Annotated in this window: 21 protein-coding genes and 4 tRNA genes; 12 read left to right on the top strand and 13 right to left on the bottom strand. The window is 59.5% G+C overall.

What is annotated here, in order from left to right; genetic code table 11:
* Positions 1-20: 20 nt before the first annotated feature.
* The 3 genes from EKH79_RS05415 to gloB all read right to left on the bottom strand — a co-directional run bounded on the left by EKH79_RS05415 (position 21) and on the right by gloB (position 2,895).
* Positions 21-803: an enoyl-ACP reductase FabI gene (locus tag EKH79_RS05415; protein ID WP_126672754.1), complete on the bottom strand. Its 783-nt coding sequence runs from the start codon at positions 801-803 to the stop codon at positions 21-23.
* A gap of 95 nt (positions 804-898) precedes the next feature.
* Positions 899-2,134: a LysM peptidoglycan-binding domain-containing protein gene (locus EKH79_RS05410; RefSeq protein WP_233590195.1), complete on the bottom strand. Its 1,236-nt coding sequence runs from the start codon at positions 2,132-2,134 to the stop codon at positions 899-901.
* On the bottom strand, positions 2,131-2,895 hold the full coding sequence (gene gloB / locus EKH79_RS05405) for a hydroxyacylglutathione hydrolase (RefSeq protein ID WP_126672753.1): 765 nt from the start codon (positions 2,893-2,895) through the stop codon (positions 2,131-2,133). The genes EKH79_RS05410 and gloB overlap by 4 nt, the downstream gene beginning before the upstream one ends.
* Before the next feature lie 202 nt (positions 2,896-3,097).
* Here gloB and EKH79_RS05400 point away from each other — a divergent pair, with 202 nt between their 5' ends.
* The 3 genes from EKH79_RS05400 to dnaQ are packed head-to-tail and all read left to right on the top strand — an operon-like array spanning position 3,098 to position 4,967.
* Entirely contained in the window at positions 3,098-3,778 is a 681-nt protein-coding gene (locus EKH79_RS05400; protein WP_126672752.1) for a methyltransferase domain-containing protein, read from the top strand.
* A 32-nt stretch (positions 3,779-3,810) separates the two neighbouring features.
* A complete protein-coding gene (gene rnhA, locus EKH79_RS05395; RefSeq protein WP_126672751.1) occupies positions 3,811-4,254 on the top strand; it encodes a ribonuclease HI in 444 nt (147 codons plus the stop codon).
* Positions 4,251-4,967, top strand: a complete 717-nt coding sequence (dnaQ, locus tag EKH79_RS05390; protein WP_126672750.1) for a DNA polymerase III subunit epsilon — start codon at positions 4,251-4,253, stop codon at positions 4,965-4,967. The genes rnhA and dnaQ overlap by 4 nt, the downstream gene beginning before the upstream one ends.
* A gap of 15 nt (positions 4,968-4,982) precedes the next feature.
* Here dnaQ and EKH79_RS05385 read toward each other — a convergent pair whose 3' ends face one another.
* The 6 genes from EKH79_RS05385 to ppsA all read right to left on the bottom strand — a co-directional run bounded on the left by EKH79_RS05385 (position 4,983) and on the right by ppsA (position 11,108).
* Positions 4,983-5,684 (bottom strand): PP2C family protein-serine/threonine phosphatase, encoded by a 702-nt coding sequence (locus tag EKH79_RS05385; RefSeq protein WP_126672749.1) that lies wholly within the window; start codon positions 5,682-5,684, stop codon positions 4,983-4,985.
* Positions 5,685-5,826: 142 nt separating this feature from the next.
* Entirely contained in the window at positions 5,827-6,222 is a 396-nt protein-coding gene (locus EKH79_RS05380; protein ID WP_126672748.1) for a hypothetical protein, read from the bottom strand.
* A 201-nt stretch (positions 6,223-6,423) separates the two neighbouring features.
* Positions 6,424-7,263 carry a CPBP family intramembrane glutamic endopeptidase gene (locus EKH79_RS05375; protein WP_126672747.1) on the bottom strand — a complete coding sequence of 280 codons (840 nt, stop codon included), beginning with the start codon at positions 7,261-7,263 and terminating at the stop codon, positions 6,424-6,426.
* Positions 7,264-7,572: 309 nt separating this feature from the next.
* A tRNA-Ser gene (locus EKH79_RS05370) sits at positions 7,573-7,662 on the bottom strand.
* Between the two features lie 84 nt (positions 7,663-7,746).
* The gene (gene lepB, locus EKH79_RS05365; protein WP_126672746.1) at positions 7,747-8,442 is read right to left on the bottom strand and encodes a signal peptidase I; all 696 of its coding nucleotides are present in this window, start codon (positions 8,440-8,442) and stop codon (positions 7,747-7,749) included.
* Between the two features lie 293 nt (positions 8,443-8,735).
* Positions 8,736-11,108 (bottom strand): phosphoenolpyruvate synthase, encoded by a 2,373-nt coding sequence (ppsA, locus tag EKH79_RS05360; protein WP_126672745.1) that lies wholly within the window; start codon positions 11,106-11,108, stop codon positions 8,736-8,738.
* 228 nt (positions 11,109-11,336) lie between these two features.
* Here ppsA and ppsR point away from each other — a divergent pair, with 228 nt between their 5' ends.
* Both ppsR and EKH79_RS05350 read left to right on the top strand, forming a co-directional pair.
* A complete protein-coding gene (gene ppsR, locus EKH79_RS05355) occupies positions 11,337-12,152 on the top strand; it encodes a posphoenolpyruvate synthetase regulatory kinase/phosphorylase PpsR (protein ID WP_126672744.1) in 816 nt (271 codons plus the stop codon).
* 23 nt (positions 12,153-12,175) lie between these two features.
* A complete protein-coding gene (locus EKH79_RS05350) occupies positions 12,176-12,640 on the top strand; it encodes a DUF1249 domain-containing protein (protein ID WP_126672743.1) in 465 nt (154 codons plus the stop codon).
* Between the two features lie 111 nt (positions 12,641-12,751).
* On the opposite strand, the gene EKH79_RS05345 is transcribed toward EKH79_RS05350, so the two are convergent.
* The 3 genes from EKH79_RS05345 to EKH79_RS05335 form a co-directional block, all read right to left on the bottom strand.
* Positions 12,752-12,828 (bottom strand) — tRNA-Asp (locus EKH79_RS05345).
* Between the two features lie 59 nt (positions 12,829-12,887).
* A tRNA-Glu gene (locus EKH79_RS05340) sits at positions 12,888-12,963 on the bottom strand.
* 8 nt (positions 12,964-12,971) lie between these two features.
* Positions 12,972-13,047: transfer RNA gene (locus EKH79_RS05335), tRNA-Ala, on the bottom strand.
* Between the two features lie 160 nt (positions 13,048-13,207).
* Here EKH79_RS05335 and EKH79_RS05330 point away from each other — a divergent pair.
* From EKH79_RS05330 to EKH79_RS05310, 5 genes are all read left to right on the top strand, one after another.
* On the top strand, positions 13,208-14,974 hold the full coding sequence (locus tag EKH79_RS05330; protein WP_126672742.1) for a cation:proton antiporter: 1,767 nt from the start codon (positions 13,208-13,210) through the stop codon (positions 14,972-14,974).
* A gap of 168 nt (positions 14,975-15,142) precedes the next feature.
* Positions 15,143-15,940 carry an FKBP-type peptidyl-prolyl cis-trans isomerase gene (locus EKH79_RS05325; protein WP_126672741.1) on the top strand — a complete coding sequence of 266 codons (798 nt, stop codon included), beginning with the start codon at positions 15,143-15,145 and terminating at the stop codon, positions 15,938-15,940.
* 152 nt (positions 15,941-16,092) lie between these two features.
* Positions 16,093-17,442: a UDP-glucose dehydrogenase family protein gene (locus EKH79_RS05320; RefSeq protein WP_126672740.1), complete on the top strand. Its 1,350-nt coding sequence runs from the start codon at positions 16,093-16,095 to the stop codon at positions 17,440-17,442.
* The gene (locus EKH79_RS05315; protein WP_126672739.1) at positions 17,439-17,651 is read left to right on the top strand and encodes a SlyX family protein; all 213 of its coding nucleotides are present in this window, start codon (positions 17,439-17,441) and stop codon (positions 17,649-17,651) included. The genes EKH79_RS05320 and EKH79_RS05315 overlap by 4 nt, the downstream gene beginning before the upstream one ends.
* 28 nt (positions 17,652-17,679) lie before the next feature.
* Positions 17,680-18,243 carry a DUF2058 domain-containing protein gene (locus EKH79_RS05310; RefSeq protein WP_126672738.1) on the top strand — a complete coding sequence of 188 codons (564 nt, stop codon included), beginning with the start codon at positions 17,680-17,682 and terminating at the stop codon, positions 18,241-18,243.
* Positions 18,244-18,292: 49 nt separating this feature from the next.
* On the opposite strand, the gene EKH79_RS05305 is transcribed toward EKH79_RS05310, so the two are convergent.
* Positions 18,293-20,368 carry a 3-hydroxyacyl-CoA dehydrogenase NAD-binding domain-containing protein gene (locus EKH79_RS05305; protein WP_126672737.1) on the bottom strand — a complete coding sequence of 692 codons (2,076 nt, stop codon included), beginning with the start codon at positions 20,366-20,368 and terminating at the stop codon, positions 18,293-18,295.
* Between the two features lie 188 nt (positions 20,369-20,556).
* Between EKH79_RS05305 and EKH79_RS05300 the strand changes: the two genes are divergently transcribed.
* Positions 20,557-21,051, top strand: a complete 495-nt coding sequence (locus EKH79_RS05300; RefSeq protein ID WP_126672736.1) for a hypothetical protein — start codon at positions 20,557-20,559, stop codon at positions 21,049-21,051.
* A gap of 26 nt (positions 21,052-21,077) precedes the next feature.
* Positions 21,078-23,648 (top strand): putative bifunctional diguanylate cyclase/phosphodiesterase, encoded by a 2,571-nt coding sequence (locus tag EKH79_RS05295; RefSeq protein ID WP_233590194.1) that lies wholly within the window; start codon positions 21,078-21,080, stop codon positions 23,646-23,648.
* Positions 23,649-23,780 lie beyond the last annotated feature (132 nt).

Here is a 23,780-nt window from a genome sequence, read left to right as displayed (position 1 = left end):
TTTGATCTTTTGAAACTGACTCAGATGCCGGTCATGCCGATCGTGTTGTAACCCGCGTCCACGTAGGTCACTTCACCCGTGATGCCCGAGGCGAGATCCGAACACAGGAATGCGCCGACGTTGCCGACTTCGTCGATCGTCACGCTGCGGCGAAGCGGTGCGTTTTCTTCCACGTGATCGAGCATCTTGCGGAAGTTGGCGATGCCCGCAGCGGCGAGCGTCTTGATCGGACCGGCGGAAATCGCGTTGACGCGCGTGGTTTCCGGGCCAAGGTTGAAAGCCAGGTAACGCACGTTGGCTTCCAGGCTGGCCTTGGCCAGACCCATCACGTTGTAGTTGCTGAGCGCGCGCTCGGCACCGAGGTACGTGAGGGTGAGAATCGAACCGTTGCGGCCTGCCATCATCGGACGAGCCGCCTTCGACAGCGCAGCAAGGCTGTAGCTGGAAATATCGTGCGCAATAGTGAAATTCTCGCGCGTGAGGTTATCCAGGTATTGGCCCTGAATTGCCTCTCGTGGCGCAAAGCCGATCGAGTGAACCAGGATGTCCAGACCGTCCCAATGCTTGCCCAGCTCCACAAACAGATTCTCGATCTGCGCATCGTCTGCCACGTCGCACGGCAGCACAATGTTGGAGCCGAAGGCATTCGCCGCTTCATCGACGCGGTCTTTCATGCGCTCGTTCGGGTAGGTAAAGGCGAGTTGTGCGCCTTCGCGATGCATCGCGTTGGCAATGCCCCAGGCGATCGAGCGCTGGCTGGCAATGCCGGTGATCAGGGCACGCTTGCCGTGCAGGAATCCCATGCGTCCTCCAAAAGGTTGTCAGTGCGCCATCTGGCGCAGCGTGGGGAGTTTAGCAGGCATGGCTCGATACGGCTTCCATACGTCCAGGCATGGATTTACGGCGCATCGAGTCTCAATACCTGCCCGGGTTTCAGCGGCTTTCCGTGGAGGTTGTTCAGACGCTCAAGCGTATTCACGCTGACCGAATATTTGTGCGCAATCTGCCAGAGACTTTCGCCCGGCTTTACGGTATGCGTCCGCACGGCGTGCGATTTGACCGCGGTCGGCCCACTGTCTTGGGCGACATCGGCCGTGTTTGAAGACGGTGTGTCGGCTAGCGGCGCATTGCTCGCAGTCATGTCCTGCGCATTTGCCGATTGCATCGCGTTGCGCCATTGCTCGGCGTTGCGATGAGGCATGAGTATCTGGCTGCCCGAACCTGAATTCAGAGCTTCGCTCGACATCGCTGGATTCAAGCGTCGGAGATCGTCAGCCAGCATGCCGGCGTGGCTTGCTGTCGTCGAGAACGTCATGCCTGGCGTGATGTCGACGGCTTCCAGATGATCCTCGGCGGCCAGCGTTGGCAACGTCACGTTGAATCGGGAGGGCTCGCGGATAACACACGCGAGCGCCAGCAATTTGGTCAGATGTTCTTTTGTTACGCGCGGAACAGGCCACTTTGGAATCGCCGGTTCCGCTGGCGGCACTCCGTGTTGCTGCACCATATGCTGGACGGCGAACTCGCCGCGATTGAATGCGTAATCGACCAGTCGCCAATCGTGCAGTTCGTCGTAGTAACCGCGCAGCATGTGCATGACGCGATCGGTGGCCGCGGATGTGTCCAGGCGTCCGTCGTAGCCGTGATCGACGTGCAATCCCATCGAATGCGCAGTACTCGGCTCAATTTGCCACATGCCCGCCGGCAAATTGCGACGACCGGGCTTCGCCTGATACTGGCTTTCTACCCACGGAAGCAATACGAATTCACCGGCGACGTTATATTTTTCGGCGACCTGCTGCACGTAGATCAGTTGCGGGACCGCGCTCTTCATTTGCGCTTCAAAGCGCGAGGGACTTTGTGTATAGCGATGTGCCCACACCATGATTTGCGGATCGGCATCGCAATCGGACATCACGAAGCTGGTGCGCAACTTATCCCAGACGTCCGCGTTTTCAGCCGTAACGGTGGGCTGCACAACCGTGGCGACGGACGTTGCCGATGCTGGACTACTGACCGGAGCAGGTGCGACTGTCGGAGCAGGGGCGGCATTCTTTGCGGGTGGAGGCGTCGTGGCGCACGCCGCCATCAACGAGGCAAGTACTACCGGCAATAGTCGCAGCGTCGGTTTCATGCCTTGAATGCATCCTTGGCGGAGCGCAGCGCTGCGAAGCGAGCGACGGGATCGTTGGCCGCGCCGTGTCGACGGCACCAATCGATCACCTCATCGCTGTTCACACGCAGGAACGGGTTGCAGGCCAGTTCACTGGCCAGTGTTGCCGGTACGCTCGGGCGATGCGCGGCGCGCAGCGTGTCGACTTCTTGCGCGCGCGCGTTAAGTGCGGCGTTGTGTGGTTCAACGGTTTGCGCAAAGCGCGCATTGGCTGCGGTGTATTCATGACCGCAGCACACCAGCGTCTCGCCAGGCAGTGCAGCCAGGCGCTGCAGCGATGCATGCATTTGCGTGGGCGTGCCTTCGAACATGCGGCCACACCCAAGACTGAAGAGCGTATCGCCACACAGCAGCACGCCTTCGCCGACATACACGATGTGAGTGAGTGTATGTCCCGGCACAGCCATTACATCGAAGCGTGCTGCCGGTTGCGACAAGGCAAGCGAATCGCCGTCTTTTACGCGATGTGTAGCAACAGCAATGCGATCATCTTCCGGTGCATACACTGGGATGTTGAACGCTTCCTTCAACCGTTCGGCGCCGCCGATGTGATCAGGGTGATGATGCGTAAGAAGTACGGCACGCAGGGTTAGCTTGCGCGCGTGCAAGGCAGCTTCGACCGGCTCCGATTCGCCCGGGTCGACGACGATGGCATTGCCGCTGTCGTCATGCAGCAGCCAAATGTAATTGTCGGCAAGCGCCGGTAGCGGTACGACGTGCAAGGCGATCTCCGCTGCGGATTCGTATCGACTGGCGCAGCCCTCCGGCTTGCGCGCGATCGCCGACTATAAGCCCCGGAGATGGCACGATCGTTAGATATGCGTTAATCGAAAATTCGTTCGTTCACCGTTGGGTACTGGTTCGTCTTTGTAAAGCCAACCAGTAAACTCATGGCTGATCCGACCCGCGACAGGCCTCGCCTTCATGCCCCAGCGCGCCCAAGACATCTACGCCAGTGCGCCCATGAGCGGGCTGCTGGCGGATGAAACGGTGGCCTATATGCCCGACCTGCGCCGCTGTACGGGCAGTCGTGCCCTGTTGCTCTCCGCGGCGCCCCAGGACGAGGCGCCCAATCCGCCCTATCTCAGTCACTGGGTAACGCTGCGGCTCGCCGAGGGCCGGATCGAGGGCGATATACGCGCCAGCGCTTCGGAGCCATTACCTTTTTCCGATCGGACCTTCGACCTCATTCTCTTGCGCCACGCTTTCGAGCCAGCACCGCTGTCAATTGACGAGGTGGTCCGCATTCTCGCTCCCGGCGGCATGCTTGTCCTCACGGGGCTGAATCCGCTCAGCGGATGGACGCCCTGGTGGCAGTGGCAAACGCGCGGCAGCCATCTGCACGCGCAATCGCCGTTTCATTTCTCTGCGCGTTTGCGCCGTGCCGATGTGCAAGTGGAACGCGTGCAGCGAGTCGGGCGCATTTTGCCGTTGCCATCGGCTGAGCCGGGTTGGGCATCGTCGAGCTGGCTCGGTGGTGGCTATGTATTGGTCGCGCGCAAGACCGGGCCAATGAGCATTCCGACACGTTTGCGACCCAAGCCCGTGACCGCTCCCGTCGGAGCAGGTCTTGCACCAGGTGCGCGCCGCAGTTCGGTCAGTTGAACAAGACAATCAAAAAAGATGGAGCACAACGCGTGACGGATGTGGAAGCGTTTACCGATGGCGCATGCCTCGGCAATCCCGGGCCCGGTGGATGGGCCGCCCTATTGAGAGCCAAAGACACCGAACGTTTATTGAGCGGCGGCGAAGCACAAACCACGAACAATCGCATGGAGCTGATGGCAGCGATTCAGGCGCTTGAAGCACTCAAGCGGCCTTGCAAAGTAACGGTGACCACCGATTCACGCTACGTGATGCAGGGCATCGAAGAATGGGTGCCGCGCTGGATATCCAACGGATGGCGCACGTCCGACAAAAAGCCGGTGAAGAATCAAGATCTGTGGGAACGCTTGAGTGCCGCCACGACGCCTCATCAAGTACGCTGGAAGTGGGTGCGCGGCCACGCCGGGCACGCCGAAAATGAGCGCGTGGATCAAGCGGCGCGCGAGCAGGCCGAGAAGTTCAAGGAACAGGCATGAGACAAATCGTTCTCGATACCGAAACCACCGGTCTTGAAGTACGTCTGGGGCATCGCCTGATCGAAATCGCCTGCGTCGAGCTGATCGAGCGCAGGCCGAGCGGGCGGCACTATCAAACGTATCTCAATCCAGAACGTGCGATCGATGAAGGTGCGCGCGAAGTCACGGGCATCGCCGATGAGTTTCTGCTCGACAAGCCGCTTTTTGCCGAGGTCGTGGAGGAGTTTCTCACCTTCGTCGATGGCGCCGAGCTGATCATTCATAACGCGAGCTTCGACGTGGGCTTCATCAATGCCGAACTCGAACGGCTTGGTGCTGACTACGGTCGGATCCAAGACCGCTGCCCGGTGCTCGATACGCTGGCGATGGCGCGCGAACGTTATCCCGGTCAGCGCAACAGTTTGGATGCCTTGTGCAAACGTCTTGGCGTCGACAATTCCGCGCGCGATCTGCACGGTGGCCTGATCGACGCGCAGTTGCTCGCCGACGTCTACCTAGCCATGACGTCGGGCCAGGTCGTGCTGGATCTCGGTTTTGAAGGCGGTTCCGAAACGCGCGTGCGCACGGTACAAGCGCCGGTGGTACTTGCACACCGCCCTCGTGTTTTGCGCGCGAGCGAGCAAGAAACCGCCGAGCATCAACGCCGACTCGATTCGCTCGACAAGAGCGCAGGCGGTCAGTCTGTGTGGCGTCGACAGGAAGCGGACGTCTGAAGCAGGCGTTCCGCGTCAGTGGATGCGCGCGAGGATCGCCGTGATGTTGTCGCTGCCGCCGTTATCCAGCGCGGCAAGCAGGAGATGATCGACGCATTCCTGTGCCGCCAGATCCTGACGCGCGACGATGTTCGCAATGCCGTTGTCGGTGACTTCCTCGGTCAGGCCGTCACTGCACACGAGAAAACTTTCGCCGGGTGCGAGTTGCCCTTTCGCCATGCTGATATGCAACTGGCCCAGCGCCGTAATACCTAACGCTTGCGTCAACACGTTACGTTGCGGGTGGCGCGCCGCCTGCGATTCATCGATCACTCCGGCGGCAACAAGCTCTTGCACCAGCGAATGATCATGGCTGATGCGACGCAGTCCATTCTTCCACTCATAGATACGACTGTCGCCGACCCAGGCCACTTCATACGCTTGCTCGGAAAAACGGATGGCTGCGACGGTCGTGCCCATCGGCAACGCATCGTCAAAGCGCTGCGCGTATTCAAGCAAACGCGCCGCTGCGCCGCGTATCGCCTCGGCCAAAGATTGCCCACGACCCACTAGCTCAACGACAGCATCGCGCGCCAAGGCACACGCTACTTCTCCATGTTGATGGCCGCCCATACCGTCGGCCACCAAAAACAGGCCCAAGGCCGAGTCGGCGTAGTAGGTGTCCTCATTGCGCGTGCGGCGCAATCCGACGTGGGTTCCGTGTCCAAATTCGATCATGGGCATCCGCCAGCAAGATGTGCGCAGCATGCCGGATGTACGCCGTATGCGCAAAATATTGTGCTGAATTCACGCGCGCGGGAATTGCCGCGACTCGCGACAGGTGACGTGACATCGACGGAAAATAAGCAGTTTTTGCGGCTTATGCGGCGACGCGAACCAAACGCATGCGCTGCTCGATGCGCTGGAGCGTATCCCACGTCATGCGCGCGGTATGGCCCATCACGTGAAGAATAGGCGCGCAATGACGGTAATCGTCCAAGCCGATATCGCTACCGCGTTCCAGCATGCCCATCAGGCAACACAGGTCGAGCAGGGCATCGTTGAAATGGCATTCGTGCGAGAACAATAGCGGGGTGGATTCGCGCAGACTTTCCATCGCCATCGTGACTTGCCAGATGCCCTGCGCCATCGCCTGGCATTGCGCTTCACTCAGCGTGCCATCTCGTCGGATCGTCTCTTCAAATGTGAGGACGAGGCTTTTCGTCAGAACGCGTGCGCGCTCAATGACGTCAAGGGGCGAGGAACTCATGCTCATGGCAATCGCGCTCCGCTGGCCGGCAGAGAGGGTTACTCTGCCACGTTTTTTTGCGCATGTGGACCATGTTTTGCGTATTTGTTGACCAGTGATTGGCCGATCTGTGCGCCGGCGCGTGAAAGACTTGTGCAAAGAAAAGCCGCTGAATCAGCGGCTTAGATGTCTTTCTTTCATGGCGTGTTTTCGGCGGGGCGCTCTGAGTCAGGCCGGAACATCGTTCGGCGGCTTCCCCGGGTGAAGCGGAGCGATGACCCAGAGCACAACGGCGGAGACGATGGTCAGGCCGGCGAACATCCACAGCCGGCCCGTCGACATATCCTCCGGCGATGGCGCCACCGCCACGATGCTGTAGGCCATATTCGACGCCGTGTGAAACAACATATTCGACAGGATATTGTAGCCGCCCCGATGATAGGCCCAGGCGAACAGGAAACGCATGGCGACGGTTGCGATAAGGAAAATATAGAAGGGCGTGTACCCCTGGATCGCACCCGGCGTAATGATGAAAAACAGGGGCAGGTGCCACAGAGCCCAGATGACGCCGAGCAGCAACGTGGCGCTTTTGAGCGGCAGGACGCTGTCAAGCTTGTCCGACAGCAGCGACCAGCCGTACTCCTCCGCCAGCGTTCCACCGATAAGAAACAGGAAAACGTAGCTCAGCGGCAGTTCTGACAGGCTCATCGTGAAGTGCGGTGCCCCGTGCACCAGCCTCGCATGCACAAGCTCCACGATGATGGCCAGGATCGGCATCAGGAAGAACGACACCAGGAATACCGCCCAGCCCATGCGCGGATCGAAACCACGGGCGAAAAACCGCAGCGCGCGCCGAGGGCCACCGTCGGCCAAGGTTGTGACCAGCGCCCCAACGAAGGGGCCGAAGGAGCCCACCACCAGCACCGGAAAGATCGGCAGCGAGAGCTTGTGCTGGCTGATCAGCCACGCAACAAACCACAACGCCCACGCCATAACGAATGCGACCGCCAGATACAGCGCCATCGAGCGTAGATTCCGGCTACGAGCTGCCTTGTCATCAAGTGCCATGCCAACGCTCCCCTAGTGATCAACGATTCGCTTGGTTTTGCAGATTGCGGTGTAGCGTTTGCCGAACCAGACAGCTGGCTGCACTGACCGTAGGTTTTGCACCTATCCGATAATTGGAATGCCCCGGTAGTCGAACCGCAGCCCTGCGACGACTCACATGAAGGCTAGGAATACGGACGATTCATGTCGCGTGCAAAGAGTCATGTCGCCCACAAGTAACGGTTTGTCCAAGGCTGGACACCCGAGTCAGCAATGCAAGAAACAAAAATCCCGGCACCAGGCCGGGATCTTGTAACTACTTGACGTAGCTGGCGGAGAGGGTGGGATTCGAACCCACGGTACGCTTACACGTACGCCTGATTTCGAGTCAGGTACATTCGACCACTCTGCCACCTCTCCAAAAGGGTGCGTGTGGTCCACGCGAGCCGGACATGATACGTGCTGAGCGGAATCATGACAACAGGCGGCGGGGCCGTTTTGGGGCTATTGCGGTGCTAGTGCGACGCTGTCCAGGCGCGCGCCGAAGCGCTTTTCTCGCGGCAAATAGTGGTTGTCCGGATCCAGCGACAGGGCGACGTAACGCGAGCGCCCGATGATCTCGTTGCGCGGGAAAAAGCCCAGGTAGCGCGAGTCCATGCTGTTGTCGCGGTTGTCGCCCATCAGCAGGTATTGCCGGGCAGGCACCCTGACGGGGCCGAAGTCGCGCATCTCACTGGGACGGTAGAGCGAGAGTCGGACGAGATGCTGCACGTTGCCGGCGTGTTCCACTTCATAGAGCGCGTGATCGCCGATGTCGTCGTGAATGCCTTGCACGGCGGTTGGCGAATATGTGGCGGCGACGCCGTTGACGTAAAGCACGTTTCCACGCAGCGCAATCTCATCACCGGGAATACCAATCACGCGTTTCACCAATCGCTCATTCGCGGCGTGTGAATCGAGCACGACGATATCGCCGCGCTGTGGATCGGCGATGTGCCAAAGCGAGATGTGCGTGAGCGGAACGCGGATGTCGTAGGCGGCCTTATCGACGAAGATGCGATCGCCAATCTGGATGGTCGGCTGCATGGATCCGGTGGGTACAACGCTCCAATCGGCGAGGGCGCTGCGGAACATCACCATGCCGATCATGAAGACGATGAATCCTTTGTTTCTGTAAAGGAGTTGCATCAATCCGCGCATGGCGCCCTCGCTTTTGTCGGCTCTGGATCGGTTTGTTTATTCCGTTCCAAAAATGGACAGCGCGAACGTTTCGTAGTTTCTAGGCCTGAAGTCATGTCAAAAGAAACGGGGGCGGTGTTTTCACCGCCCCCGTTTCGCTCTTGCTCGTCATTCCGGCGAAGGCCGGAATCCAGTAGCGATATCGCTTGATGTGTATGAGCACGTCTGGAGCTTGTCGACACTGGATTCCGGCCTTCGCCGGAATGACGAGCTAAAGAGCAAGACTGCGCCTGGCTGGCTTTTGTTAACCGATATCAGCCCGCCTTTTTCTTGGCCAAACGCAACCAGGTATCCACCACCGTGTCCGGATTCAGCGACACCGATTCGATGCCCTGATCCATCAGCCATTCGGCCAGATCCGGATGATCCGACGGGCCCTGGCCGCAGATGCCGACGTACTTGCCGCGCTTGCGAGCGGTCTGGATCGCCATCGACAGCAGCTTTTTCACGGCCGGATCGCGTTCATCGAAGAGGTGAGCCACGATGCTCGAATCGCGATCCAGGCCCAGCGTGAGCTGCGTCAGGTCGTTGGAGCCGATGGAGAAACCGTCGAAGATGTCGAGGAATTCGTCGGCCAACAGCGCGTTCGAGGGCAGTTCGCACATCATGATGATCTTCAGCTCGTGCTCGCCTTGCTTGAGGCCGTTCTTGCCGAGCACCTCAACCACCTTGCGGCCCTCGTCGAGCGTGCGCACGAACGGAATCATCACCCATACGTTGGTGAGGCCCATCACTTCGCGGACGTGTTTCACGGCCTTGCATTCCAGCCCGAACGATTCGGTGAATCCTGCGTCGACATAACGGCTGGCGCCGCGATAGCCGATCATCGGATTTTCTTCGTGCGGTTCGTAACGCGAGCCGCCGAGCAGGTTGGCGTATTCGTTCGATTTGAAGTCCGACAAGCGCACAATCACCGGCTTGGGATACACCGACGCCGCGATGGTGGCGATGCCTTCAGCCAGACGATCAACATAGAAGCTCACCGGATCAGCGTAGCCGGCGATGCGCTGATCGATCTTCGCCTTGGTTTCGGCGTCCTGCAGCTTGTATTCGAGCAGCGCCTTCGGATGCACGCCGATGTGGCTGGCGATGATCATTTCCAGGCGCGCCAAACCGATACCCGCATTGGGCAGCATGCCAAAATCGAAAGCGCGTTCCGGATTCGCCACGTTCATCATGATTTTTAGCGGCGCTTCAGGCATGTCGCCCAGATCCGCTGTGACGCGATCGAACTTCAACAGCCCTTCATAAATCGTGCCGGTATCGCCTTCGGCGCACGACACGGTGACTTCGTGGCCGTCGGGAATCGTATCCAAGGCGTTGCCGGTGCCGACGACGGCAGGTACGCCCAACTCACGCGCGATGATCGCCGCGTGGCACGTACGACCACCGCGATTGGTCACGATGGCGGATGCGCGCTTCATCACCGGTTCCCAATCGGGGTCGGTCATATCGGCGATCAGCACGTCGCCGGCCTGCACTTTGTTCATGTCGGCCAGCGAGCGAATCACGCGCGCTTTACCGCTGCCGATTTTCTGGCCGATCGCGCGGCCTTCGGCGAGCACCTTGCCTCTCTCGTTGAGATGAAAACGCTCCAGCTGCGTCGCATGGGCACGCGATTTCACCGTTTCCGGCCGCGCCTGCACGATGTAGAGCTTGCCGGTGTTTCCATCCTTCGCCCATTCGATATCCATCGGGCGCTGGTAGTGTTTTTCGATCACTAATGCTTGCTTGGACAGTTCCTGCACTTCGTCATCGGTGAGGCAGAAACGGTTGCGATCGGCGGCCGGTGTTTCTTCGATGCGCACGCGCTCGCCCGGCGCACTGGAATACACCATGCGCTGCTGTTTTGCGCCGAGGCTGCGACGAAGCACGGCGGGCTTGCCTTCTTTCAGCGTCGGCTTGAAAACGTAGAACTCATCCGGATTCACGGCGCCCTGGACGACCATTTCGCCGAGGCCGTAAGAGCCGGTGACAAACACCACATCGCGAAAGCCCGATTCGGTGTCGAGCGTGAACAACACACCCGACGCGCCCACATCCGAGCGCACCATCAATTGCACGCCTGCGGAGAGGAACACGTCTTCGTGCTTGAAGCCGTGATGCACGCGATAGGCGATCGCGCGATCGTTGTAGAGCGATGCGAAGACTTCCTTCACCTTGTGCAGCACGTCGTCGATGCCGACGACGTTGAGGAAGGTTTCCTGCTGGCCGGCAAAGGACGCATCGGGCAGGTCTTCAGCCGTCGCGGACGAGCGCACGGCCACGGCGATGTCGTTACTGCCGGCGTCCTTGCAGAGCTTGGCGTAGGCATCGCGGATTGCCTTTTCCAGATCGGCGGGCAGGGCGGTATCGACGATCCAGCTCCGGATTTCCTTGCCGCCGGCGACCAGTGCGTCCACATCATCGACATCGAGGGTGGCGAGGCGCTCGACGATGCGCTTGGCCAGACCACTTTTTTCCAGGTAATCCTGGAAAGCATCGGCCGTGGTGGCGAAACCGCCGGGCACGGAGACCCCCAGCTGGGACAGGTTGCCGATCATCTCGCCGAGCGACGCATTCTTACCGCCGACCTTTCCAAGGTCTGTCATGCGCAGTTGGTCGAGCCAAAGCACCAGATCGTTCAAGGGTGTCTCCTCAAGAGCTCTTTAGGGTGTGACTGGGAGGCGGCGTAGGGGGAATCGGACCGCACAAGAACTGGTATTGTCCGCTGCCGATGGTGCGCGGCACAAGAAGACCATTCCGGTTTTGCGCCGCGCCAACTGCATACCAGTCAGGTGCTAGTCAAGCAAAGACAGGCTTGCACGCTTGCGATATGGTGCAAGGCAGGAACCTCAAGGCCCACGGACCCACGCATGCAGCGCTCGGTTTTTTTCATCTCCGATTCCACTGGTATTACGGCCGAGACGATCGGAAACAGCATTCTTGCGCAGTTTGAGGGGGTGCAGTTCGAGAAACACCGTTTGCCCTTCATCGATGATGCCCACAAAGCGGAAGCCGCCGCACTACGTATCAAGACGCGCTACGCGCAAAGCGGCGAGCGGCCGATCGTGGTCAATACGATGGCCGATCCGCAGCTGTGCGAGATCGTGGCGACCAGCGGCGCGCTGATGCTGGACGTGTTCGCCCCCTTTATCGGCCCGCTGGAAGATGAGCTGCACACACGCCATTCCGGCGCCGTGAACCGTTCGCACGGTCTGGTGGACTTCGCCAAATACGAGGCGCGCATCAACGCGACCAACTACGCGCTGAGCCACGACGACGGCATCGACGTGGATTATTCCCAGGCGGATCTGATCCTTGTTGGCGTGTCCCGCTCAGGAAAAACACCTACTTGCCTCTACATGGCCTTGCATTATGGCGTCAGCGCCGCCAATTACCCGCTTACCGACGACGATCTGGAAAAGCTCGAGCTGCCTCCGAAGCTGCGAGCCCACAAAAGCCGCCTGTTCGGATTGACCATTGAGCCTAACCGGCTGGCGCAGATTCGCGAACAACGCCGCCCAGGCAGCCGATACGCTACGTTAAAGCAGTGCCGCTGGGAGCTGGAGCAAGCCGACCGGTTGTTGCGGCAAGCAGGTATTCCGTCCCTCAATACGACCCACGTGTCGATTGAGGAAATTGCGAGCAAGATCTTCGATCAGTTCGGTATCGAAAAAACCATGTTCTAAGTGCTGGAGTAACCATACCGCCCATGAGTGCCGTGCTCGACCGCCGTGCCGCCCTGTTGCCAGGACGCTTCGAATTCCTGATGGGGCTTTATGCCGAGAACTACCACCGGCTGACGCGCCTGTTTGCGCCTCAAAAGCTAGCTGTCGGCGATTACGTGTCGGATGTCGACGACGGTTTGCCGGTGCATCTGGTGGTGCAGGAATGTCATCCGTACACGCTGGAGCTGGAACTCACCTACGGATTTGTCGATACGCAGACCGGTCTTCGCGCACCGTCGGCGCAGTTGCGCGTCTACAACGATGCGCATGTCGCCGAAGCGTTGCATTGCCATCCCGGACGCCATCTTTGGCAGGTGTTGGGGCCGTTTCCACCTGCCCACACGGTTTTTCAGCATCGCTTGCAGATGAACGGCTTTCTCGCGCGCTGGCTGGAATATCTGGCGGAGCAGGGCCATTCGGCCAGTACGCTGGCGCCGGCCATCAAATAAGTGCGATCAGGCAAGCGTTTCGCGGGCAACAAAAAAGCTCGCACGATGGCGAGCCTTTTGGGACTACATGTTTGGTAGCAACATGTCTGGTAGAACATGTTTGACAACAAATGGCGGAGCGGACGGGACTCGAACCCGCGACCTCCGGCGTGACAGGCCAGCATTCTAACCGACTGAACTACCGCTCCGCGTTGTACAACCATCCAACATCTTCAACATACTAAGTCCATTTCCAACTCGTGAAAGTTGGCGTCCCCACGGGGATTCGAACCCCGGTCGCCACCGTGAAAGGGTGATGTCCTAGGCCTCTAGACGATGGGGACGTGTATGTTGGTGGAGCCAGGCGGGATCGAACCGCCGACCTCCTGCATGCCATGCAGGCGCTCTCCCAGCTGAGCTATGGCCCCCTGCTGGAAGCCCGAAAGAATAGGATGGGTTCACATTTCCGTCAAGCGTTTTTTTGGAAAAAAGCGCTCCAGGATGAACAGAATTTCGAGTGATGCGATCACCGGGCGATGGTAACGCTTCGGTTTAAGCTGTGACTGAATCTTGGTCGCGAGGAAACGCATGCACGACATCGGTTTTGTTCGCGACCTTGCGTTTGTGATGCTGGTAGCCGGCACCACGACGGTGATTTTTCAGCGTCTGCGATTGCCGGTCTTGCCGGGCTACATTCTCGCCGGTGTGCTGATTGGTCCGCATACACCCGGCGTGCTTGTCGCCGATCCGCGCACGATCGGCGATATCTCCAATCTCGGTGTGGTGTTGCTGATGTTCACGTTGGGACTGGAGTTCAGCGTGCGCAAGTTGCGGCAAGTCGGCGGTGCGTTGTTGCTGGTCACCGTTGTTGAAGTTGGTTTCATGCTGTGGCTCGGTTACGAGCTTGGGCAACTGTTCGGCTGGAGTAATCGAAGCGCATTGTTCCTCGGCGCAATCATGTCGCTGTCATCGACCATGGTGGCCACTCGCACATTGACCGAAAACGGTCTTCGCCAATGGCCGTTTGCGCGCCTGGTGGTCGGTATGCTGGTCGCCGAAGACATGCTGACGATCGTGCTTCTTACGTTGCTTACCGCGGTAGCGATTCGCGGCACGGTGCAAACGGGAACAGCTTTCAGCCTCATCGGACATCTGGGTTTGTTCGTGGTTGCCGGCATGATCGTCGGCCTTCTGCTTTTGCCGCGACTGGTCGACTACATCGCACATTTCGATCGCGACGAAACGCTGCTTGTGAGCGTGCTGGGCATCTGTTTTGGTGCGAGTCTGCTCGCCGATCGACTGGGCTTTAGCGTCGCGTTGGGCGCTTTTCTCGCCGGTGCCGTGGTGGCCGAGGCACGCAGCGCGCCGCGCGTCATTCATCTGGTCGAGCCGTTGCGTGACATGTTTGCGGCGCTGTTTTTCGTGGCTATTGGCCTGAAAATCGATCCCGTTCAATTGAGTCATTACGCGCTGCCGGCGATCTTCGTGGCACTCGCCGTCATGATCGGCAAGAGCGTGGTCTGCAGCGTCGGTATGTTCTTCATTGGCCACGATGCGCGAACATCGTTGCGCACGGGTCTTTGCATGGCACAGATCGGCGAGTTCTCGTTTGTGATCGCCACGCTTGGACTTTCGCTCAACGCCGTCGATGATTTCATCTATCCGATTGCCGTAGCGGCTGCGTTGATCTGCATGCTTGTCTCGCCGTATCTGCTGCGTTCGACGGATGTGATCGCAGGGGTAGGGCAGCGCGTTTTGCCAACATCCTTCCGCTTGCTGATGAGCAGTTACAGCGGCTGGCTGGAAAATCTACGGCCCGTTGACGAAAACGCCACGCTTGCTGCGATGTTCCGGCGGTTGCTCTGGCACATAGCCGTCAACATTGCGTTGGTCGTCACGCTGTTCGTCATCGGTGCGTACGTGAATGCCCATCACGCGGATCGATTCACGCAATGGGGGCTCGATCGCGATCTTCGTCATTCGGTGATCTGGGCGTGTGCTTTATTTTTTTCCTTGCCGCTGCTCATCGCGATCTATCGAAAAGCCGAGGCACTGGGCATGTTGCTGGCCGAGTTGGGTATTCGGGAGCGATTTGCAGGCTCCTACACCCAGGCGATCCGGCAGGTTCTTGCGAGGCTGATTCCTTTGGCAACACTTTTGGCGCTGGCGGTGCTGGTTAGCGTCTTGGGGTCGGCGATTCTGCCGCCACGCGGTGTAGCCGTTTTCCTGGTCGCCGTGACAGTGGTGCTCGCGGTGGTGCTCTGGCGCGCCCTGGTGAAAGTTCATGCGCGCCTGCAGGCTGCCTTGCGCGAAACTCTCGAAAAACCGTCATCCGATGGTCACGAATCAAACTGAATGAGAAGTTGAGCACAATCGCAGCGGTGAACCTTTATCCGGGCTGATGGTCATTACCTGAACGTCGTTGCCAAGACCGGACATGACACCGCACAATGCGAGGCCAGCCTCCATTCGGGGGAGGTCCGACCGGCACGCCGGCATATCCAATACACGAGGGATTTCCAAATGAAGCATTTTCTGCGACCCACGCTGACTGCGGCCGCCCTGGCCGTTGCGCTGGGTATCACCGCTGGCGCGCAGGCCCAGACATCGAGCTCCGCAGCCGCCCCGGTTGCCAACAAAGCTCAAGCCAGCCAGATCCTTGGCTATCAGATGGTGGGTTCGATCCCTGGCGTTATCCGCCAGAACGTAGACCCGGCTGTCGTCGGCCAGGCTGTGACAGCCGCGCTGAACGGTCAGAAGCCGAACATGTCCGATGCGCAGGCACAGGCCACGTGGAAAGAGTTCATGACGGAAATGCAGGCCAAGGCCAAGGCTGAGTTCGACGCCGAATCGGCCAAGAACCAGGCTGCAGGCACTGCGTTCCTCGCAAAGAACAAGTCGGTTTCGGGCGTGAAGGTGACGGCCTCGGGTCTGCAGTACCAGGTGCTTACCGCAGGTTCCGGCGCACGTCCGGGCCCGAACGATACGGTCAAGATCAACTACACCGGCACCTTTGTTGATGGTCGCGTGTTCGACAGCTCGCAGCAGAACGGTGGCCCGGTTTCGATTCCGTTGGCCCACGTCATTCCGGGCTTCCGCGAAGGTCTGCAGCTGATGCAGGTTGGCGGCCATTACAAGCTGTTCATTCCGGCGAGCCTCGCTTATGGTTCGGAGCCGTCGCGCTTCCCGGAACCGAATGCAACGCTGATTTTCGACATCACGCTGATCAGCACCGGTCCGACGCCTGCGGGCGCACAGGACGGTGGTGCCCCGGGCGGCGGTGCCCCGGGTGGTGGCGATGCAGGCGGTGGCCAGCAGTAATCGCTGGTACGTCGCAAGCGATACACGAGCAGGGCGCGAAGCAATTCGCGCCCTGTTTTGTTGTGCGATGTAGCGCTTTTGCGGGTGACACTGAGGTTTCTTATAGGCCCTGTTAGAATTGGCGGCTTCGAACAAGGTTGTGATCCCATCCGATGAAAGTCACGATTTTTGGAACCGGTTATGTGGGTCTGGTCACCGGTGCCTGCCTCGCCGAGATGGGCAACCACGTCGTCTGCGTCGATATCGATGAGAGCAAAGTCGAGCGTTTGAAGCGCGGCGAAATTCCGATTTTCGAGCCAGGGCTCGAACCCATCGTGCGGCGCAATCACGCCAATGGGCAGCTCGAATTCACCACCGAAGCCTCCGCGGCGGTGGCGCACGCACAGATCATTTTCATCGCTGTTGGAACGCCGCCGGATGAGGATGGCAGTGCCGATCTGAAATACGTGCTCGGCGTCGCTCAATCGATTGGGCGCCATCTCGACCGCTACACCGTCATCGTCAATAAATCCACGGTGCCGGTCGGCACGGCAGATCGCGTGCATAAAGCCGTCGCTTCCGAGCTTTCTGCGCGCGGCGCGCAGGTGGAATTCGATGTCGTGTCCAATCCCGAATTCCTGAAAGAAGGCGACGCGGTGGAAGATTGTCTGCGTCCGGATCGCCTGGTGATTGGCAGTTCGAGTGAGCGCGCGACTGGCATGCTGCGAAAGTTGTACGCGCCTTTCAACCGCAACCATGACCGTACCGTGGTGATGGATGTGCGTTCGGCGGAGCTGACCAAGTACGCCGCCAACGCGATGCTGGCGACCAAGATCAGTTTCATGAACGAAATCGCCAATATCGCCGAACTCGTGGGAGCGGATATCGAGCTTGTGCGTCAGGGCATCGGTTCCGATCCGCGCATTGGCTACCATTTCATCTATCCCGGCGCCGGTTACGGCGGCTCGTGTTTCCCCAAGGATGTGCAGGCGCTCGAGCGCACGGCGCGTGGCGTAGGGTATCCGGCACGTTTGCTTGGTGCAGTGGAAGCCGTTAACCACGATCAGAAGACCAAACTGTTCGACTTCATCTCGCACTACTTCAATGGCGACGTGCGTGGCCGCACGATTGCACTGTGGGGACTCGCGTTCAAGCCCAACACCGACGACATGCGCGAAGCGTCCAGCCGCCGCTTGATGGAAGCGCTGTGGGAAGCTGGTGCGACCGTGCGGGCTTACGATCCCCAGGCGCGTCACGAAACGCATCGTGTGTATGGCGATCGTAACGATCTGGTGTTGTGCGATAGCGCGTATCAGGCGCTGGACGGCGCCGATGCGCTGGCGATCATCACGGAATGGAAGGCGTTCCGCAGCCCGGATTTTGCACGCATTCGTGCGGCGTTGAAGGAGCCGGTCATTTTTGACGGGCGCAATCTTTATGAGCCCGCTGTGGTTGAAGAAGCCGGGTTGGCGTATTACGGCATTGGCCGTGGCCGTAGCGTTTTGCGCACCGATCAATCATGAGCGATTACGAACAACGCCTCACCGAGTTGGAAGTGAAGCTGGCTTTCATCGATGATGCTGTGCAGGCGCTCGTTACTGCCGACGCCGACCAGTCCGTGCGGATTGCGACGCTTGAGCGCATGATTCGCGACCTGCGCAGTGAACTTGCTACGGTGCGAACCGGTCAAGGTCACGACCCGCATAGCGAACCTCCACCGCCGCACTATTGAAACGCACTACGAAATTTCGGATTTGATCATGGTCGATTCACTACGAGATCAGCTGCTCAAGAGCGGCATCGTCAAACAGCTCAAGGACGAGAAGCGCCAGCAGCAGCCTCCCGTCAGACAGACGCCGCCGCCCGGCAAGGGCAAGCCGCAGCATCACAAGCCCAAACCTGCGCGCACGCAGGAAGAGATCGATCTCGCCAAGGCGTACGCCATCCGCGCGCAAACGGAAGCCAACGAGCGCAAGCGCGCCGAGCAGGAATCGGCTGAACAGGCGCGCCTGAAGCGCGAACGCAAGGCCAAGGTCCAGCAATTGCTCGAAGGAAACGCGCTGAACAAGGCCGATGCCGATCAGGTTCGTCACTTCGAATACGGTGGGAAGATTCGCCGGCTTTACGTCGATGCGGCGCAACTGGCCGAACTCAATGCCGGTAAGTTAGGCGTTATCCAGAACGCCGGACGTTATGTGCTGGTCGCACAATCGACCGCCGAACAGATCCGCGCGATTGATCCGCACCTCGTCGCGTTGCTGGTCGATCCTTCGGCCAGTGGTGGAGTCGGGGAAGACGGCGTTCCCGACGATCTGATGTGGTGAATGAAAGAAGGCGCCGTAGGGCGCCTTCTTCATTTTCATCTGCGCGGCATCAGCTGCCGGTCGGAAAATCGAATCCGTTCTGTTTCAGAGCGGGATGATCCCAACCGTTCTTTGGCGTGAAACGTTCGCCGTAGCGTTTGGACAGTGCCTCGAGCTTCTGGCGAATCGCATCTACGCCCTCAGTACGTACGTATTGGATCGGGCCGCCGCGGAAAGGTGCAAAGCCGGTACCGAAAATCACGCCGGCGTCGAGAAGATCGGCATCGTCGACAACGCCGTCTCCGAGACAGGCAACGGCCTCGTTCACCATCGAAAGAATCATGCGGTCTTGCAGGTCCGGCGGTGGCGTGTAATCGGCATCGACTTCCGGTTTCTGCGGCTTGCCGTCGTGCCACGTATAGAGGCCTTGGCCGTCTTTCTTGCCACGTTTGCCGGGTTCCAGTTTGTCTTCCAGACCCGGCGGAAGCTCCAGACCAAGGAATGGCGCCAGCTCTTTGCCGACCGACGCGCAAACGTCCAGGCCAACCGTATCGGCCAGTTCGATCGGACCCATAGGCATGCCGAACGCTTTGGCCTGTTTATCCAACACTGGGCCGGGCACGCCTTCGTTGTAAAGGCGCAGCGCTTCGAGCAGATACGGCATCAAGATGCGGTTGACCAGAAAGCCCGGCGTTCCCTTGACGGCGACAGGCAATTTTCCAATTGCTTTGCAAAATGCCAGCGCGCGTTTTTCGATGGCCGGATCGAGTTCATCATGACGCACGACTTCGACCAGCGGCATTTGTGCAACGGGGTTGAAGAAATGCAGTCCCAGGAAACGTTTCGGCGCCTTTAATCCTTTGCGCAATTCATCCAAAGGAATGGAGGATGTATTGGTCGCGAGAATTTCGTCACCCGTAAATTGCGGTTCGATCGTTGCGTACAACGCCTCTTTCGCTTCGGCGTTCTCGAAGATCGCTTCGATCGCAAGGTCGGCTTGGGCCATGCCCGTGCCTTCGACATCCGCACGCAACCGCTTGCGCGCCTGTTCCACCTTTTCCGGTGTTTTGAGCTTCTTCTCGTAAAGTGCCTGCGCGCGATCGAGTGCGGGCTGGATGTATTTCATCTCGCGATCTTGCAGAGTGACATCGAAACCCTTGAATGCAGCCCAGGCTGCAATGTCGCCGCCCATGACACCCGCGCCGACAACGTGCACATGGCGAATCTCCGGATCAACACCGCTGCCTTGACCTTTGAGCCGTTCCTGCAGAAAGAAGATGCGGATGAGGTTGTGCGCCGTCGGCGTTTCCGTAAGCTTGGCGACAGAACGCGCTTCAAGTTTCAAGCGTTGCTGGATGCTGCTGCCGCCGCGCTTCCAAACGTCGATGAGCGCGAAAGGTGCAGGGTAATGTTCCTTGCGTACCTTGGCCGCCGTTTGTTTGATCACCATGGGCGCAAGAATTTGCCGCGCCAGCCACGTATTGGTTACCCATGCGGTGGCGCGCTGTGCAAACGGACGGGCATGCGGGTGGCGTAGCAATGCGCGTGCTTCAGGCAGCAGTTCTTCCGGGCGAGCCAATCGATCGACCACGCCCAGGCTCTTGGCGCGCCGTGCGGATAGCGCTTTACCAGTGAGCATGACGGGCAACGCTTCCGGAGCGCCGATCAGCCGCGGCAAACGCGCCGATCCACCCCAGCCGGGATGAATGCCCAACATCACTTCGGGCAATCCGATGCGGGTCTTGTCGTCATCGGTGGCAATGCGTTGACGGCAGGCCAGAATCAATTCCGTCCCGCCACCCATGCAGGCGCCATGGATGGCCGCTACGGTCGGGCAGGGAAGACGCGCCAGCGATTCGTAAACCCGCTGACCGTTCTCGATATTTTCCTGCACGCTCCCGCGTTTGGCGTATTCGACGAACTCCTTGATGTCCGCCCCCACGGCAAAACCATTCGCCTTGGCGGAATGGATGATCACGCCAGCGGGCTTTTCGATAGCCAGTCGTTCGACGATCTGGCCCAGTTCGTCCAATACCTCGCGGGAAATGGCATTGACGCTGCTGTTGGCGCGGTCGAGGGTCAGCGTGACGATGCCGCTGTCGTCCAGGCTCGTTTTCCAATGATTGAAGCGCAGTCCTTCGAACATGGGGATAGGGGTATGGCCATGGGAAGGCCTCACCATACCGTCCCGCAGCGATGATTGCGAGACGCTGACGTTGGCTTGCCGCACTGCCGCAATCAGGGTGTAGCGTGCGTCACGTCACAGCATTTTGACTATTGCGCTTGGCGCAAGGGCGGGTGACGCTAGAGGAGCGTTTACTGACCTCGGGCATTATGGCTTCCCTTCTGGCTCCTTCGCCGCTTGCCGGCAGCGACATCTACGAGCGCGTTCTGACAGCGCCCGGAGGGTTGGTCGTGCTTGAGCACGAAGACACCGCCGTGCTGATCGAACAGTTTCGTGCCATTGCCCGCAACAACGGTCAGTCTGTTTACGTCTGGCAACATGAAAGCGGCATGGCGAATTTGCGCGAAGCGCATCATGCGCGCATACCTGGCTCGCAACGATTGGGTAATGCACTGCGCTACGTGCAGCAGAGCATCCACTTCGGCGTATATCTGTTCGAGCGTTTTCCGCTGCCCATGTCCGCCATGGATAGCACGTTGCTGCGCCAACTCGCGCGCGCACCGGCAGGACATGTGCGGCGTGTGGTGCTTCTGGATGCTGCGCCCGCTTTGACGGCGAGCCTCGACGATGTCGCTGTGCGTCTGAGCAGCACGTCCCAAGTAGCGCAACGTCCGCGTTTGCGCGACGGGCGCTGGCTACTGTGACCGCGCCGGTGTTCAAAGGGGGCATCTTGCTGGTCGCGTCGCAGCGCGAACTGCGCCGCGAGCTGTTCGATGTGCTCGATGGTCAAGGGCATCCGCCGATTCATTCCGCGCGCGATACCACGCATGCCGCCATTTTGCTGGAAGGGCGCGAGCCGCTCGCTTTGATTGTCGTGGCCTTCGATGGCGATGGCCGTTCGAGTCTGACGTTGTGCGAACAGTTGCGTTTGCTGCCGCCGTGTACGGACGCGCCGATTCTCGCTGTGCTGATCGATGACGCCACCATCAAACCTACGCAATTGCCGGCGGTGGTGGGTGGCTGGCTTTACGCATCGCAAGTCGGTACCGAGCTGATCCCGCGTTGGCAACAGTTGCAAGGCGGTACGGTTGAAGCCGTAGCGGCCGTCGAAGAAAAGCCGGTCAGCAAGGCAGTAAGTGCATCGCCTGCACGTCCATCGGGCGGCGACTACCGTTTTGTCTTTGAAGACGGCGACGGCGACTGGCTCATCATTGATCCGCTGGCGCAGCGCGTTGTCGAGGCCAGTCCCGCGTACATGCGGCACAGCGGTTTGGCCAACAGTGTGTTGACCAGCCTGAGCTTGAGCGAAGTGCTGTCGTTTGAAAGCGTCAGCATGGACAAGGCCTTTGCCGATGCCGATCGCCGATGGCTCGCCGCTCAGCGCAAATCGATCCGAGGACATGACACAGGCGAAGCAAGCGCGCGCCGTGTGCAGCAGAACGGCCGCGACTTGATTGCACTGCAGTTCCGCAGCGATCTTGCCGGCGTGCGCCCTGCGGTTGCGTTGACCTTGCTGGCGCGTTTGTTCAGCGGCAGTCACGACGATGCGGGCATCAAAGACACCGCACAATTGCTGCTCGATGAAATGGGTATGGATTACCTCGCCGTGTGGTCGGCGCGGCCGGAGGAAAGCAGCGTTCCGGTACAGGTCGTGCAGCGCTGGCGCGGTGACGAGCAGGTATGGCCCGGACCGCAACTGCAGAGTTCGTTGCGGCTTGTGCTGGGCGGCCGCACGCTCATGCATCCGAACGATGCGCGACGTCTTGCGGATGTCGATCCATTGATTGGTCAGTTGGGTCTGCGCGGATTTGTCGGTCTGCCACTACTTGACGAACGACGCAATGTGCTCGGTGCGTTGCTCGCAGGCAGTCGCAATCCCTTCGCCGAGCCGGAAATTCTCGAGCCAGTGCTGCACTGCTCGGCGGCGCATTTTGCGCACATGCTCGAGCTGCGTCGCACGCGCGAACAGGGGCGAGCGGAAGGCTTGTTGGATGCGCTGACGGGATTGCCAAACCGTCTGCTGTTCAACGACCGCCTCGACACCATCATTCGCGAAGCCAATCGCACGGGCGAAACGTTTGCGGTGCTGTTCGTCGACCTGGACCGTTTCAAGTTCATCAACGATACGCTTGGTCACGCAGTGGGCGATCAGGTGCTCGTTGCGGTAACGCAGCGCCTTCGCAGCAGCGTTCGTGCGTCCGACACGGTCGCACGATATGCCGGCGACGAATTCACCATCGTGCTTCGGCATATCGTGAAGACGGATGACGTGATGCGCGTCGCCGACAAGATCGTGCAGTTGATGGATGCACCGCTGCATCTGGAAGACGGTCCGGAGATACAGGTTACCGCGTCCATCGGTATCAGCTTCTTCCCGGAAGATGCCCCTGACGCGGAAACCCTGCTCAAGCATGCGGACGAAGCGATGTATGCGGCCAAGAGCATGGGGCGCAACAACTATCGCGTGTACGACGTCAGTCCCGCGCAAGAACAACAGAATGCCGCGTTGAAAGCACGGCTTCGCCATGCCGAAGGCAATGGCGAGCTGCGTGTCTTCTATCAGCCGCAGATCAACGCGACCAGCGAAGACATCGTCGGCATGGAGGCGTTGCTTCGCTGGGAGCATCCCGAGCTCGGCAATATCGGCCCAGGATTTTTCATTCCGTTGGCCGAAGAAACGGGCCTCATCGTATCGATCGGCGAATGGGTTCTGCGCACGGCATGCAAACAGGCGAAGATCTGGGAGGACCGCTTCGGTTTGCGCCTGCGGCTTGGCGTCAATCTTTCTGCCGTGCAGTTGATGCAGCCCGATCTCTCCGAACTCGTTGCCGAGGTATTGCAGGAAACGGGGCTCGAACCTGGATTGCTCGAACTGGAAGTGACGGAAAGCATCAGCATCAAGGCGGCCCCGAACCTGATGGAAAACATGCAGAAGCTGCATCGTCAGGGTTGTCATATCGCCATCGACGATTTCGGTACGGGCGCGGCATCGCTGGACTATCTGCGCAAGCTGCCGGCCGATCGCATCAAGATCGATCAAAGCTTCGTGCGCAATATCGGCGTCGATCCGGATGATGAGGCCATTGTCCGCGCGACCATCGAAATGGCGCACCGGTTGAAGCGTGGTGTGGTGGCCGAAGGTGTGGAAATCGAACAGCATCTGCAATTTCTTCGCACCAACAATTGCGATGAATTGCAGGGCTACCTGTTCTGCCGGCCCTTGCCCCAAAGCAGTTTCGAGCGCTTGCTGAGCGAACGTGAGCGCTTGCTGTCCGGCATCGAGGACCGTTTGCCAGCTTGAGCGCTGGTGGAACGTCCCTATCTTAGAATCGACCGATAAGCCATCGGTCCGTGCTGAACTTGTGGGCACGGCGCCGGTCTGAGCAGATCACCCATTCGATGGACGGCATCCCGGGTATGGCGCGGTAACGAA

Source organism: Dyella dinghuensis, from assembly GCF_003977615.1.
Lineage (GTDB): Bacteria > Pseudomonadota > Gammaproteobacteria > Xanthomonadales > Rhodanobacteraceae > Dyella_B > Dyella_B dinghuensis.
This window is presented reverse-complemented; position numbering and strand designations above follow the sequence as displayed.

Coding starts and splice junctions, on each gene's coding strand:
- EKH79_RS05410 (WP_233590195.1), bottom strand. CDS start 2,134: ATGAAACCGACGCTGCGACTATTGCCGGTAGTACTTGCCTCGTTGATG.
- EKH79_RS05415 (WP_126672754.1), bottom strand. CDS start 803: ATGGGATTCCTGCACGGCAAGCGTGCCCTGATCACCGGCATTGCCAGC.
- EKH79_RS05320 (WP_126672740.1), top strand. CDS start 16,093: ATGAAAGTCACGATTTTTGGAACCGGTTATGTGGGTCTGGTCACCGGT.
- EKH79_RS05400 (WP_126672752.1), top strand. CDS start 3,098: ATGCCCCAGCGCGCCCAAGACATCTACGCCAGTGCGCCCATGAGCGGG.
- EKH79_RS05375 (WP_126672747.1), bottom strand. CDS start 7,263: ATGGCACTTGATGACAAGGCAGCTCGTAGCCGGAATCTACGCTCGATG.
- EKH79_RS05380 (WP_126672748.1), bottom strand. CDS start 6,222: ATGAGCATGAGTTCCTCGCCCCTTGACGTCATTGAGCGCGCACGCGTT.
- EKH79_RS05350 (WP_126672743.1), top strand. CDS start 12,176: ATGAGTGCCGTGCTCGACCGCCGTGCCGCCCTGTTGCCAGGACGCTTC.
- lepB (WP_126672746.1), bottom strand. CDS start 8,442: ATGCGCGGATTGATGCAACTCCTTTACAGAAACAAAGGATTCATCGTC.
- EKH79_RS05385 (WP_126672749.1), bottom strand. CDS start 5,684: ATGATCGAATTTGGACACGGAACCCACGTCGGATTGCGCCGCACGCGC.
- EKH79_RS05325 (WP_126672741.1), top strand. CDS start 15,143: ATGAAGCATTTTCTGCGACCCACGCTGACTGCGGCCGCCCTGGCCGTT.
- EKH79_RS05315 (WP_126672739.1), top strand. CDS start 17,439: ATGAGCGATTACGAACAACGCCTCACCGAGTTGGAAGTGAAGCTGGCT.
- ppsR (WP_126672744.1), top strand. CDS start 11,337: ATGCAGCGCTCGGTTTTTTTCATCTCCGATTCCACTGGTATTACGGCC.
- EKH79_RS05330 (WP_126672742.1), top strand. CDS start 13,208: ATGCACGACATCGGTTTTGTTCGCGACCTTGCGTTTGTGATGCTGGTA.
- EKH79_RS05300 (WP_126672736.1), top strand. CDS start 20,557: ATGGCTTCCCTTCTGGCTCCTTCGCCGCTTGCCGGCAGCGACATCTAC.
- EKH79_RS05305 (WP_126672737.1), bottom strand. CDS start 20,368: ATGTTCGAAGGACTGCGCTTCAATCATTGGAAAACGAGCCTGGACGAC.
- dnaQ (WP_126672750.1), top strand. CDS start 4,251: ATGAGACAAATCGTTCTCGATACCGAAACCACCGGTCTTGAAGTACGT.
- EKH79_RS05310 (WP_126672738.1), top strand. CDS start 17,680: ATGGTCGATTCACTACGAGATCAGCTGCTCAAGAGCGGCATCGTCAAA.